Source organism: Lutibacter sp. TH_r2 (assembly GCF_033101135.1).
Classification (GTDB): domain Bacteria; phylum Bacteroidota; class Bacteroidia; order Flavobacteriales; family Flavobacteriaceae; genus Lutibacter.
Genome location: NZ_JAWMPV010000003.1, coordinates 410,802 through 423,189, shown reverse-complemented (window position 1 = coordinate 423,189; position 12,388 = coordinate 410,802). Strand labels below are relative to the sequence as shown.

The 12,388-nt window shown below is 28.7% G+C and carries 16 protein-coding genes; 2 read left to right on the top strand and 14 right to left on the bottom strand.

Annotation, left to right across the window (positions count from 1 at the left end; all coding sequences use genetic code 11):
• Positions 1-148 precede the first annotated feature (148 nt).
• From R3X25_RS11810 to R3X25_RS11770, 9 genes are all read right to left on the bottom strand, one after another.
• Entirely contained in the window at positions 149-1,264 is a 1,116-nt protein-coding gene (locus tag R3X25_RS11810; protein WP_317675057.1) for a hypothetical protein, read from the bottom strand.
• Positions 1,265-1,422: 158 nt separating this feature from the next.
• Entirely contained in the window at positions 1,423-1,983 is a 561-nt protein-coding gene (locus R3X25_RS11805) for a hypothetical protein (RefSeq protein WP_317675055.1), read from the bottom strand.
• Between the two features lie 139 nt (positions 1,984-2,122).
• Positions 2,123-2,854 carry a hypothetical protein gene (locus R3X25_RS11800; RefSeq protein WP_317675053.1) on the bottom strand — a complete coding sequence of 244 codons (732 nt, stop codon included), beginning with the start codon at positions 2,852-2,854 and terminating at the stop codon, positions 2,123-2,125.
• A complete protein-coding gene (locus R3X25_RS11795; protein ID WP_317675051.1) occupies positions 2,847-3,245 on the bottom strand; it encodes a hypothetical protein in 399 nt (132 codons plus the stop codon). Before R3X25_RS11795 ends, R3X25_RS11800 begins: the two co-directional genes overlap by 8 nt.
• Positions 3,246-3,396: 151 nt before the next feature.
• Positions 3,397-4,209 (bottom strand): hypothetical protein, encoded by an 813-nt coding sequence (locus tag R3X25_RS11790; protein ID WP_317675049.1) that lies wholly within the window; start codon positions 4,207-4,209, stop codon positions 3,397-3,399.
• A gap of 167 nt (positions 4,210-4,376) precedes the next feature.
• Entirely contained in the window at positions 4,377-4,664 is a 288-nt protein-coding gene (locus tag R3X25_RS11785) for a type II toxin-antitoxin system RelE/ParE family toxin (RefSeq protein ID WP_317675047.1), read from the bottom strand.
• On the bottom strand, positions 4,657-4,896 hold the full coding sequence (locus R3X25_RS11780) for a CopG family transcriptional regulator (RefSeq protein ID WP_317675045.1): 240 nt from the start codon (positions 4,894-4,896) through the stop codon (positions 4,657-4,659). Before R3X25_RS11780 ends, R3X25_RS11785 begins: the two co-directional genes overlap by 8 nt.
• 193 nt (positions 4,897-5,089) lie before the next feature.
• Positions 5,090-6,193: a serine protease gene (locus R3X25_RS11775; RefSeq protein WP_317675043.1), complete on the bottom strand. Its 1,104-nt coding sequence runs from the start codon at positions 6,191-6,193 to the stop codon at positions 5,090-5,092.
• Positions 6,194-6,358: 165 nt separating this feature from the next.
• Positions 6,359-6,829: a hypothetical protein gene (locus tag R3X25_RS11770; protein WP_317675041.1), complete on the bottom strand. Its 471-nt coding sequence runs from the start codon at positions 6,827-6,829 to the stop codon at positions 6,359-6,361.
• Between the two features lie 160 nt (positions 6,830-6,989).
• Here R3X25_RS11770 and R3X25_RS11765 point away from each other — a divergent pair, with 160 nt between their 5' ends.
• Entirely contained in the window at positions 6,990-7,511 is a 522-nt protein-coding gene (locus R3X25_RS11765; protein ID WP_317675039.1) for a hypothetical protein, read from the top strand.
• Here R3X25_RS11765 and R3X25_RS11760 read toward each other — a convergent pair.
• The gene (locus tag R3X25_RS11760) at positions 7,451-7,738 is read right to left on the bottom strand and encodes a hypothetical protein (protein ID WP_317675037.1); all 288 of its coding nucleotides are present in this window, start codon (positions 7,736-7,738) and stop codon (positions 7,451-7,453) included. The genes R3X25_RS11765 and R3X25_RS11760 overlap by 61 nt on opposite strands.
• Positions 7,739-7,894: 156 nt before the next feature.
• Between R3X25_RS11760 and R3X25_RS11755 the strand changes: the two genes are divergently transcribed.
• The gene (locus tag R3X25_RS11755; RefSeq protein WP_317675035.1) at positions 7,895-8,131 is read left to right on the top strand and encodes a hypothetical protein; all 237 of its coding nucleotides are present in this window, start codon (positions 7,895-7,897) and stop codon (positions 8,129-8,131) included.
• Here the strand turns inward: R3X25_RS11755 and R3X25_RS11750 are convergent.
• From R3X25_RS11750 to R3X25_RS11735, 4 genes are all read right to left on the bottom strand, one after another.
• Complete coding sequence (locus R3X25_RS11750; RefSeq protein ID WP_317675033.1) at positions 8,100-8,486, bottom strand: hypothetical protein; 387 nt, start codon at positions 8,484-8,486, stop codon at positions 8,100-8,102. The two genes, R3X25_RS11755 and R3X25_RS11750, sit on opposite strands and share 32 nt — an antisense overlap.
• Before the next feature lie 160 nt (positions 8,487-8,646).
• Positions 8,647-9,252: a hypothetical protein gene (locus tag R3X25_RS11745; RefSeq protein ID WP_317675031.1), complete on the bottom strand. Its 606-nt coding sequence runs from the start codon at positions 9,250-9,252 to the stop codon at positions 8,647-8,649.
• A 1,843-nt stretch (positions 9,253-11,095) separates the two neighbouring features.
• Positions 11,096-11,479: a hypothetical protein gene (locus R3X25_RS11740; RefSeq protein ID WP_317675029.1), complete on the bottom strand. Its 384-nt coding sequence runs from the start codon at positions 11,477-11,479 to the stop codon at positions 11,096-11,098.
• A gap of 59 nt (positions 11,480-11,538) precedes the next feature.
• On the bottom strand, positions 11,539-12,387 hold the full coding sequence (locus tag R3X25_RS11735) for an IS3 family transposase (RefSeq protein ID WP_317675069.1): 849 nt from the start codon (positions 12,385-12,387) through the stop codon (positions 11,539-11,541).
• Between the last annotated feature and the right edge of the window lies 1 nt (position 12,388).

Genomic DNA, 12,388 nt, shown 5'->3' with positions numbered 1-12,388 from the left:
ATATGTGTGCCAACGTTGTTGTGTATGGTTAGTTGCGTGGTTAAGCCTTAAAGTTAGCAAACAAATCACAGATAGAAAATTCCAGCGGAATTTTCGTAAGTCGGCAGTGACCTAGCAATTAATTATACACGGTGTTGCAGGTAGTATTTTAGTGTATCGAATTTTCATAATTAAAAAAGATAAATCGAAATTGTTCTTTTGATTCATTTATTTTCTCTCTATCATCATAATTAGTCGAGTAATAGTCAATGTTATATTTATTTTTCAAATAAGTTTTTCGTAACTCAATAATCGAATTATAAACAATTTCTAAAGTATAAATATAATCTTGATAAACAGAGTTTTCTGTAAATGTGTATGAAATATTAAATTCTGAATCAGCTGTTAGTTTCTCTTGAATTGTCTTTTTTAGGTCATCTTTATTTATTGTTTTATTATTTATTTTAATACTGTTTTTTCCAATCTCAATTAATAAACTGTGGTTTTTGTCAAACTTTGCTGGAGCTGGAGGGAGAATATATTCCTTGGAATTTATATCGTATTCTTTCAAGTCTTTATCTAACAATGGGGGAAGTCTTAATTGAAAGCTTTTAATATATTCATATTTGTCATTTTCAAGAATGAGTTCAATTCTATTATAATCAGCTAATTTTATCTGTTTTTTGATTAATTCAAAATCTTGAATTTTTATGTTTTTATCTGCTAAAAATAATATCTTAAAGTAATTTTTCTCATCGAATTTATATTTTGTAGTTTTTATTAAAAACTTATAAAAATCTTTATCAATTGGAATTGTAATGTTTCTGAAATTTGCAACTAAATTATTATTATCATACGTAATGTAAAGTGGTTCGAACAAGTTGGTTTCTCCAAATTTTCTTTGAACGCCATTACCAAAGGGTAAATTAATTTTCAAAGATTTCTCATTTATGATGTCAGTAAATAAATAATCAGATTTTCTTTTCTTAAATTTTGAAATTATTGAATCTGTAGTTGGATTGATAAAAAATAATTCAGAATTCTCGAAACTTATTTCAATTTCCTGTTTTTCGTTAAATTCATTTGTTAAGACTAATTTATTATTGAAATAACTATATTTTAAAGTGTCATATCTAGCAAAATAATCAATTAATAAATCTTTCTCAAATTTTATTAAAACTGGATATGTATTATTATTTTGCCCATACCAAAATCCTTCTAATTTTTCATTATTAGAACAACTTAAAAATAGTAACGAAATTAATATTATAAAGCAATTTTTCATTTTTCGCGATATTACCTGCAACGGTTTTGGGTTTACTTTCGTTGCGTTGGTTTATTTCAAAGTTAATTAAAAATCTTAAACATTTGGTTAATCAGAGGTTTCTCGTAAAGCGAACAAAAAAGCAATGAAATGAACCCGTTGTTAGCTAAAGTATTTTTTTATCGTATTATGTTATAAATATAAACTATAATCAAATCTCGATAATAAATCTTATCAAATTTATCCTTCGGAATTGTTTTCACTGCTTTAATCAAATCGTTAATTTCACCACTTGCTTGATAATGATTTATTTCTAATGCTGTTTGATATTGCCAACTTTTTTCATCTATTAATTTTTCAATTCTGTAAAGTTTCTCGTGACAAGACAGAATAGTGAATGGGCTAAAATAAAAATCAGTTTCGAAATTCAATTCCTCTGAAAATTTATTAGAGTTTCCTTTTTTAATATCTCCTTTTTCTATTCTTTCAAGCAAGTTTATATAACTCGATTTATCAATTTTATCTAACATCGACTCTTTAATCAAAAAGTTCTCAAAATGGTTATAAATCTTTCTTTCGATTAATTCATTTTTTTTATCAAAACTAAATTCTTGAACCAATTGATTCATCTCTGAATTATAACATTCTTCAAATCTTTTATCAATTAGTTCTTGTTGATTTTTTTTTGAACAACTTATGATTGTTATTAATGTAATTATTGTCGTAAATATCTTTTTCACAATATTTTAGCTAACGGTCTCGGCTATGAGTAGTTGCGTGGGTTAGCACTTAACTTTGCAAGTACACACCAAGCTGAAAATCCGTGAGGATTTTCAGAAGTAGGTAAGAACAAGCAATTACTTATAGCCATTGTTGTGCCTAGTGTTTTTTTATTTTATTTTCTAACTCTCCAATTATTAAATCAGCTTTTTTTGTTAGATTTTCTAATTCGAAACGAGAGAGTTTTAATCCACCGTGAACAACATCATTACGTGCCATTAAAACTTGTCTTAAATTCATTGAGGTGTTTTTGTCCAAAATAGAATCTGAAAGAAATTGAATCACAAAATTTATAGAGCGAGACTTATTATCAGAAATCCCTTCTTTTCTCATTAGTTCACTACCAAGCTTTTCAATTGCCTGCCATCTTCTCACAATTTCAAATTCGGAATAGTCTCTTTCGGTTTGAACGTCTTTTTCTCTAATTTGAACTTTTTTTCGAGAAATTAATAGACTGTAGTAAAAAGCAACAACAGACATCATAATTCCAATTGCGGCAATAATTAACCCTAAATCCTTTGTTGTATCAAAGCTCTTATTCTGATATAAGTAAAAAACAATTCCAAAAACAGCATAAAGTGCTCCTGACATTGAAAGCATTAAAGTCCATTTTTTTCTTTTAGAATCTTGTTTTGTCACTTCGTTTCTTTGATACAACACTTCCTCTTTTGCTTCTATAATATCGCTTAACGAGATTTCTTTTTCTGCTGTGTTTTTAGAAAGAGCATTTCTATAGGCTTTTTCCAATATTTTATCTACAATCTCTTGCTTTGTTTCATCAAGAGCAATTTTTGCAGACTCTGTTAATTTGCTATATGTTGAATTATCCATTATTGTCTTGATTAAAAGTTAAGTAAACAGTTGTTCCTATTGCAATAAATGACATTACAATAAACCAAATCACGTGATTCGTTTCGGTAAATTTTGTAGTGTCAAGTAAACTACCTGCAACTAGAGTTGATACAAATGCTACAATCTGGATTATTTTTGATAACCAACTTTTCTTTTTAGCTACAACCATTCTAGGTTGACTTGCGGCTTCCTTTACATTTGATTGAGTAACTTCTGAATTAGATTCAGGAACTCGTCTACTAGCTTCTATTCTACTAGCTTCATCAACTATTTCTTCCGCAATTCGGCAAGATTGATTTTTCAGTTCAGTTTTAGCATCAGTACTAAAGTTCTGTACTTTTTCGTCTGGTATTTCGAATTCAATGTTCATTCATTCGGTTTTGTTTTAGCATTAGGCACAACGGTTTTGGGTTTAATTTCGTTGCGTTGGTTTAGTTCAAAGTTAATTAAAAATCTTAAACATTTGGTTAATCAGAGGTTTCTCGTAAAGCGAACAATAAAGCAATGAAATAAACCCGTTGTTACCTGCTGGCTTTTATTATTTCAGTTGTTTGGTCAGTTATACTTTTCGTTTGTAATTCAATGCTAAATGCTTCTAATTCCGTTTTCAAATTCATTTCCATTTCGAGATAGAACTTTGTGAAAAATTGTTTTTTGATATCAAAATCTATTTGTCCTTTTCCAATTCCGTCTAATTCCATTTTGTAATCTTTCGTTGCAGATTTTATTGTGTAAACTTGGTCAAGGTCAAAATATCCAACTCCGTTTTCCACTTTTTTTAATGTATAAATTGAATTAATTTCCATTTCAATTGTTACATCTGCAATTGGCATTGACATTGGATTTTTCTGTTCAAAACTTTCTCCAACTTTAATTTTCCTATTTGGATATTTAATTTGATTCATCATTGTTTCCATTGATGTTAAAAGTTCCTTTTTACTTTTATCAGACATTGAAGAATTGGAAATAGAGTCAATTTTAATGCTTTCACTCACATAGTTACCGTGCATTCTCATTCCTTTACCCAAAGATTTGTTAGAGGATTCTAACACTTCTATATTTAGAGGGAATTGATTGCCATTTAACTCACCAGTTTTAGAAACACTTCGTAGAACAGTAGTATCTTTCGTTATTGTTGGATTTGAATATCCATTATTCTTTAAATTCTCAATAATTTCATCAGAGGCAATGTACAAGACGTTATTTTCTGAAATCTGTTTTTGAGTTAAGGAGTAATTAAAGTTTGGCAGATAACCAACTTTAAAATCGATTTCTTGTTGGCTTTGACAAGAACAAATTGTTAATGTCAATAATAGTAATGTAATTTTTTTCATTCGTTTTTTTTGCTTGCAGGTAACGGTTTTGTGTATGGTTAGTTGCGTGTTTAAGCACTAAAGTAGCAAATAAATCACAGATAGAAAGTCCGCGAGGACTTTCGTAAGTAGGCTATAACTAGCAATGAATTATACACATTGTTGGCAACAGTTTTTATTAATTCAGGTTACAGTTTTTCATTCAAATCTTGCCTTCCAACAATTGCCATTATTTCTACAATATCCTCATTTACTTTAAAATAAATGCTATCAACTCCACAAATACAGCGTCTGTAGTCTTTTTTTATATAGTCAACCGATTCAAATGAAAAAGGTCTTTGAGCAATTATTTCGAAATATTTAAAAAATGATTCAAAGTATTTATCCGCTTGAGTCATTCCAAATTTTTTCACACCGTAATGATGAATCCGTATCAAGTCATTTTTCGCTTCATTGCTTAATCTATATTTAGTCATTAAGCAAAGACTTTGATTGCGCTAAAATTTGATTTTTACTTTCACTTGTAAATCCGCTATTTTCGGCTTTTTCCAATTTAGCGCGAATCCAGTTAATTTCAACTTGTTGTTTTCGAGCTTGTCTTATTAAGTCGTTTACGAGTTCACTTTTACTTGAATACTCTTTTTTATCCACTTGAGTTTTCAGCCATTCATCGTTTGGCTTTGTGAATGATATACTTTGTCTTGACATAATTTAATTATTTGGTGTAAATATACATCAAAAACGAATCAATTCCAAATTGTTGCCAACGTGTTTGTGTATGGTTAGTTGCGTGGTTCAGCAACTAAATTAGTAAACTTTTACGAACCCGTGAATATTCCGCAGGAATATTCGCAAGTAGAGAATAATAAAGCAATTAAATATACACGGTGTTGGGCGTATGTTATTTTACTTTTATCAAAACAACATATTTAGATATTTCCTTAATTTGCTCTGTAAGTTCTAATGATTCGAGTTTTTTATTTGAAGGTAATTCTAACGATTTAGGGAGAATATCTATTAGATTCAAAAGGTAACTTGTCTTAATTGAATAAGCTACATTGTCTGCAATATCTTTTCTAATTCCAGATGAATTTATTCCAATTAGATTTCCTTTTTCGTCAAACAAAGGACCTCCACTATTACCAGCTTGAATTGGTGCTGTAATTTGGTATGTTGTGATATCTCCATCAAATCCAGTTTTAGAACTTATCATTCCATCTGTTACTTTAATCTCTTTACCCATAATAGATAATGCCATAGGATAACCAAAAGCATAAACTTTAGTACCGACATCACTACTTCTAGTCTTGAAATTATAAGGTAGTTCATCTACGCCATCAAAATTTATATCAATTATTTTGAGAATGGCTAAATCATTTATTTTATCAACCTGAACTATTTCAGCATTAAACTTTTTAACCTCATTATTTAAAATAAATTCTACTTCTATATCATCCGCATCTTTAATAACGTGATGATTAGTAATTATATGTCCTAATTTAGAAATAATTACACCAGAACCATTACCTGCCCATTGTCCTTTAGCAAATCCTCTTTTTATTTGACTTTTTCTTTTTAATTCAGGATTATACTTATAATTATAAGAGGTTAAACCCGAGATAGATTTTTTAATGCTAGATGATAATAAGCCACAGCTTTTTCCTTCACGAGATAATTTTACATTACCTTCATAATCTAACAAGTTTGATGTAATATAATAGCAGCCTCTAATATCCTCTTCAGCTACCAGGTATAACGCTAAATCAGGATTGTTTTTTAAATCCTCTGGGAAAGACTCGTGAGTTTTTAACGGTTTTTTCAAATTAACAACATTATATCCTCCTTTTTTAAGGTTTTTAGTAAAAAAACGACGGATTTCACCTGAATGTTTTCCAATGATTTCATCTATAACTATATATTTATATGTTTCTATTTCAATACTTCGAACTGACTGACTGAAAGAAATAAGTGGAATAAATAGTAATAATAATAGTAACTTTTTCATATTTTATTTAATTTTAATTACGCCCAACGGTTTTTGGTATGTTTTGTGGCGTGTTTCAAGCAACTAATTTAGTAAATATTTACCGACCAAGAAAATCCGATAGGATTTTCGTAAGTGTGCTAAAACCAAGCTATAAAATATACCAGTTGTTGCCTAAAGTGTTTTTTAATCGTTAATCAATAATCTAATCTTTTTTTTAATCATAAAACATATTAATAATCCAATCGTATAAGTTGTCAATAAAACGCAAATTATGAATGCTATTATCGGAAAAATCAAATAAGATAAACTCTCTATTTTAAAGTTGTCAAATAATGTAATTATCATAAAAACACTCCATATAATCAAATTAACTTTCAGAGAATACTTAAAAGAAGTTTTTATCAAAGTATTTTCATTTAGGAGATTCTCATAAGCGTTTCTACCTGCGAATCCTAAAGCAATAATAAATGATAAAATCAAACCAATAATTGCTTTTCCATAAATTTCAATAATCAAAATTGTTATTATTCCATCTCCTGTAATCGTTACAGGAATTGAAAAAACAATCAATATTGTAATTAATCCTATTGGCAATCCAATTAAATAGGAAATCAAAATACTTTCAAGTAATATTTTCTTTCTCAATCTTTCCATTTCATTTTTCTTCGGGCATTTTTGGCAACGAGTTAGTGTATGAAAAGGCAAGATTAAAGTATAAAACTTTTCGTACAAAACAAAATATTTATTTAATAGGTGGATAACAACAATGTCTTGCTTTTTTATACACATTGTTGCCCACAGTAATTTTATCATTATGGCAAATCAAGATAATCAAAATACGGAAATATTATCAGACTTTAAAACCGAATACGAAAATTTTAATTTATTCATTAACTCAACTCATTTTGAACTACTTTTCCCTCAATTTATCGTTTCTGAATATTTTCTATTTAAAGATAATATCATTCCTATTCTTGAAATTGAAAATAAAATCAAACTAGGGAAAAACATTCAACATTATACAGATAAACTAAAAATAGCAAAAGAAGCATATCGAGAAGCTGTTAAGTCTTTTTTGACTAATCACCCAAAGAATACAGGTGTTGTAAAAACACAATTAAGAGATATTTCAAAAGAAAAAGTTGAAATAAATTTCGATAATAGTAATGAATGGATTCACTATAAAAATACAATTGATGATTATTCTTTTTCACTACATCATTCTAATTTTGCTCAAATGTATAATGAATTTTGTGAAAAATATTTCCCTAAATCTCACGATGGCAAACCTTTTAAAAGACTTAATATATCTAAACGTATTTCGTCAGATAAATAGTTCTCGTCTTTAAAACTAAAACCGTGTTGCGAAATTAACACAAAATTCTCCACGCAAAAAACGTCTTCAGGGCATTTTTCAAAATAATCTTTGTATTTAACATTCAACCTTTCCATTCCTTTATCGAATTGTGTTTTTGATTCGTTAGAATTGAAAGGTTTTTTTAATATTTCTTCTTCGAACTTTTCTTTTAAGTAGTTCGCATTATTCTTTTCCTCTTTACTCATAGTTGTTTTCTTTATTGTGGGCAACGAGTTAGTGTATGAAAAGGCAAGATTAAAGTATAAAACTTTTCGTACAGAACAAAATATTTATTTAATAGGTGGATAACAACAATGCCTTGCTTTTTTATACACATTGTTGCCCACAGTAATTTTATCATTATGGCAAATCAATCAGATTCTAAATTCAATATCAAAAAATTAAAAGCTCAAGAAATTATTAATGAGGTAAATCCTAAATTTAATGAGTTTAAGAAAATTTTAGACGAATATCCTTTTGCGTTTTCATTGCAATATTCTGAAGAAAACGGATATTATCTTGTTGCTGATATAGATTTTTTAAATTCAGATAATCCAATAGAATTATCTAAACATCCTTTCTCTTTAAAACACCTTTAGGGTGTTTTAGATTCAATTCCGTTATTAAATTCTCTATCCTTGTCTTTATGTGAATATTCGATTGATTCATCTGATATCCTTGAACTTGCAAAGCATACATTCCTTCTTTATTTGAATCTACTATGATTATATCAGTTAGTTTAATTCCTGGATTCCCTCTAATAATGTTTCCTAGAAGCAAATTGCTGTAATATTCCTTCAAGTAATTTGCTTCTTTCAAAGTAAATATCATTAATCCATCTTTTTCTTTCATATCTATTTTATTATCCTTTCGTTCCATTACATTCTTAAAAGCTTGAGTTCTCGCTCTTTCGTTTTCATTCATCGTTGAATCTTTCTTTTCCTCTTTACTCATAGTTGTTTTCTTTATTGTGGGCAACGGTTTTATATTATGATTTCGTTGCGATAAGTCGTAAGACTTATCAAAAAGGAAATCGAAGTTTAAATTTACGATGTTTTGTCGTAAAACGACAAAATGTAGCAATGAATTATATATGATGTTAGGGCATCGTAATTTATGATATCCAAGTTCCTTTTATTTTATCAATAATCCATTTATCATTTTTACCTCTTTTAAGGTAAATCCTAAATCCATAACCATTCAAAGCTTCGTATGCAATTCCTGCTGACATTATTCCATATTTTTTATCCTTATCAAAAACTATTCTTGAAAAGGAAATTGCTCCTCCAAAATAAAAAGGATATTTGGTTCTAAATATTTTTCTTCCTTTCGGAAATTCCGAGCTATATTTAAATCTGAACTTTTCATTTTCTTTAAAATTATTCAAATCTATTTTATACTCAATCTTTTTAGTAATTGAATCAAAAATATATTCTATTCCATTGTCTTTTATCCTTTCTGAACTTTTTAAAAGAGATTCAGCATAAATCGTATCTATAATGGCAATTACAATTCGACTCGTATCATTTTTAATTTCAATTATTCTCTTTTCTCGTTCAGCTAGAGATTTTTCGTATCTTTTTAACTTTTCAAGTCTCAAACTGTCAGATATCCCTTTTTCAAAATAAGGTTCTGGAATTTTCGATATTCTCCAATCATTAAAAATAGAATCAACAACGCTTGGAAGAATTTGAATCATTACTTCTTTCTCATAGTCCAAACTGTTCTCATTTTTGGAACAGCTCACAAAACAAATCAAGATTAGAATGTAGAATGTCTTTTTCATAACTAGAGTATTGTCATTATGTGCCCTAACGGTTTAGGGTTTAATTTCGTTGCGTTGGATTAGCTCAAAGTTAATTAAAAAACTTAAACATTTGGCAAATCAGAGGTTAATCGTACGTGGAATAAACCAGCAATGAAATAAACCCAATGTTGGCTAAAGTAATTTTTTATCATTTTGTTATCTTTTTTCAAATCAATTTATTCTCATTCAGCGTTTTGTTAATCAAATCCTTTTGTTATTTTTTTCTTAAATTTCTCATTTTACGAGAATTTGTTGTTAAAAACTTTTTCGAGTTTCGTTGCTCAAATCTGTAATTACTTTTCTATTCAGTTTGAGTGTCAAATTTTTCCGTTTTCGATGCTCAAATTCTTACAGTTTCTATTCTGCGTTTCATTGAGTTTTTGCGTTTCAACTTTCAAATTGTTTTGAGTGGCAAATCATTCCGTTTCAATTTTAATCAGCGTATTTTTTCTTAAAATCAATCTGGAATTTCTCGTTTTAGTTTATCAATCTTTTTAAGAACCTTTCTCCGTTTTGCAGATTTTCATCTTATTTTAGCCAACGATTTTGAATATGATTTCGTTGCGAAAAAGTCGTAAGACTTATCGTAAATGAAATCAAAGTTTAAATTTAAGATATTTTGTCGTAAAGCGACAAAAACCTAGCAATGAATTATATGCAGTGTTGCAATTTCGTTGTTTTTCAATCATTTTATTTATCCTTTTTCAAATCAATTTATATTCATTCAGCGTTTTGCTATTCAAATCCTTTTATTTTTTAAATCTTAAATTTCTCATTTTACGAAAATTAATCTTTAAAAATTTTTTTTCGAGTTTCTTTGCTCAAATCTTTCCGCTTTCGTTGCTCAAAATCGTACAGTTAATCTTTCTGCGTTTCAATGAGTTTTCCGTTTTCATTGCTCAATCATTTTTAGAGTTTCAATGATTTTTTTTCCGTTTCAATTTTCGAAATCGGTTTGAGTGGCAAATCATTCCGTTTCAATTTTAATCAGTTTATTTTCTTAAAATCAATCTGGAATTTATCATTTTAGTTAATCAATATTTTTCTGAACTTTTTTTTCGTTTTGAGTATCGTCGCACAATGAATTGCAACGGTTTAGGGTTTGATTTCGTTGCGTTAGTTTAGCTCAAAGTTAATAAAAAATCTAAAATATTTAGGACTTCAGAGGTTAATCGTACGTGGAATAAACCAGCAATGAAATAAACCCAATGTTAGCTAAAGTGGTTTTTTATCATTTTGTTACTCTTTTTTCCATTCAATTTTTTTCTCATTCAGCGTTTTGCTACTCAAATCTTTTTGTTGTTTAGATTCTTAAATTTCTCATTTTACGAGAATTTGTCGTTAAAAACTTTTTCGAGTTTCGTTGCTCAAATCTGTAATTGCTTTTTTATTCGGTTCGAGTGGCAAATCTTTCCGTTTTCATTGCTCAAATTCGTGCAGTTTTTCATTCTGCGTTTCTATGAGTTTTTCGTTTCAACTTTCAAATCGTTTTGAGTGGCAAATCATTCCGTTTCAATTTTAATCAGCGTATTTTTTCTTAAAATCAACCTGGAATTTCTCGTTTTAGTTTATCAATATTTTTCAGAACTTTTCTTCAATCTGTGGCTCGTCGTCCATTTTTGCTAACGTGTTTTTATATGATTTGTGCGACTGGAAAATCGGAGATTTTTCGGACGTAGCAAATCGTTTGTTGGATGTTTGTCGTTTGTACTAGTTCAAATTTAAGCATAAATTATATGAGTTGTTGTATGTAGGTTTATATTAAATCAAGATAAATCATTCCGAGAATCAATATTATTATTGAAAATATAATCAATCTAATAATCTTTTGTTCTTTCGCTTTTCTATCATATCCATCTTTTTTTAATTCCCATGAGAATAAAATCACGATAATTGTGGAAAATGGGTCTCCGATAAAATCCCAAAGAAGGCTTTCATTTGCTTTCTTTGATTTTTTAAATTTCTCTCGTTTCTTTGAAAGATGTTTAGCTGTTTTTATCTTTTCATTATCGACCTTTCGAATCTTTAATTCAGTTTCCGCCAATTTAACAATTTCAGGATTCCAATCTTTCGGAGTTCCTACAATTTTCAATAAATCATTCGTACCTCGTTCTTTAATTGGTGGATTAAAATCTATCATCTAATATTTCTTTTCATAACTGTCTAGTCCTAAAATACGGCTACAGGTTAAAATTGAATTTACGCTGTTAATTTATATACCATATTTGGTGTTTTAAAGTTTAAAGATAAGTGTAATCTTACTTCGTTGTATAATTTAATTGCATTTTTTGCGGCTCTTTTTGCGTGATCAGTATCCATAAAGGTTTGGTCAAGGTAAAATTCATCTTTTAATATTCCGTTTACTCTTTCCGCTAGTGCGTTTTCGTAACAGTGATTTTCTTCAGTCATAGAAATTTCAATTTTTTTTCTTTTGAGTATTTGAGTGTATACATTACTGCAGTATTGTATTCCTCTGTCAGAATGATGTATGAGTCCCTTAATGTTTTTTGTTTTATACAAAGCCTTATTAAGCGCTCTCACACATCCTTTAAGTTCTAAGCTGTCACTAAGGTCGTATCCTACAATTTTCCTTGAGTACATATCTGTAATTAGAGCCAGGTAACAGAATCCGTTTAAGGTTCTGATGTATGTTATATCAGAAGCCCAAACTTGATTCGGTTTTGTCACTTCTATGTCTTTAATCATATTGTTATACTTATAAAATCTGTGGTATGAATTTGTAGTTCTACAACTATATTTTTTTCTTAATGTTAGCATATTATGCTCTCTAAGCACTTTAAATAGGGCATCTCTTCCAACTTTTAAATGTTGTTTATCAAAGTCGTTATTTAGAGACTTCATTAATTTACGCACACCTTCTCTGGGTAAGGACTTACGTCTTTTTTTAACGATATGTATAATTTGTTGTTCAACTTTGTTTCTCCTATTGGCTCTATATTTGTATTTATAATAAGCATCTCGTTTTAAGTTAAAACCTTTACATACCCTAGAAATAGACGTAAATCCTTTGGATTTTACTACAGCAATG

Bases quoted from the DNA above. Each gene is read 5' to 3' on its own strand.
- R3X25_RS11780 (WP_317675045.1), bottom strand. From the start codon at position 4,896: ATGTCAAGACAAAGTATATCATTCACAAAGCCAAACGATGAATGGCTG.
- R3X25_RS11740 (WP_317675029.1), bottom strand. From the start codon at position 11,479: ATGATAGATTTTAATCCACCAATTAAAGAACGAGGTACGAATGATTTA.
- R3X25_RS11810 (WP_317675057.1), bottom strand. From the start codon at position 1,264: ATGAAAAATTGCTTTATAATATTAATTTCGTTACTATTTTTAAGTTGT.
- R3X25_RS11765 (WP_317675039.1), top strand. From the start codon at position 6,990: ATGGCAAATCAAGATAATCAAAATACGGAAATATTATCAGACTTTAAA.
- R3X25_RS11800 (WP_317675053.1), bottom strand. From the start codon at position 2,854: ATGGATAATTCAACATATAGCAAATTAACAGAGTCTGCAAAAATTGCT.
- R3X25_RS11790 (WP_317675049.1), bottom strand. From the start codon at position 4,209: ATGAAAAAAATTACATTACTATTATTGACATTAACAATTTGTTCTTGT.
- R3X25_RS11775 (WP_317675043.1), bottom strand. From the start codon at position 6,193: ATGAAAAAGTTACTATTATTATTACTATTTATTCCACTTATTTCTTTC.
- R3X25_RS11760 (WP_317675037.1), bottom strand. From the start codon at position 7,738: ATGAGTAAAGAGGAAAAGAATAATGCGAACTACTTAAAAGAAAAGTTC.
- R3X25_RS11770 (WP_317675041.1), bottom strand. From the start codon at position 6,829: ATGGAAAGATTGAGAAAGAAAATATTACTTGAAAGTATTTTGATTTCC.
- R3X25_RS11785 (WP_317675047.1), bottom strand. From the start codon at position 4,664: ATGACTAAATATAGATTAAGCAATGAAGCGAAAAATGACTTGATACGG.
- R3X25_RS11750 (WP_317675033.1), bottom strand. From the start codon at position 8,486: ATGAGTAAAGAGGAAAAGAAAGATTCAACGATGAATGAAAACGAAAGA.
- R3X25_RS11795 (WP_317675051.1), bottom strand. From the start codon at position 3,245: ATGAACATTGAATTCGAAATACCAGACGAAAAAGTACAGAACTTTAGT.
- R3X25_RS11755 (WP_317675035.1), top strand. From the start codon at position 7,895: ATGGCAAATCAATCAGATTCTAAATTCAATATCAAAAAATTAAAAGCT.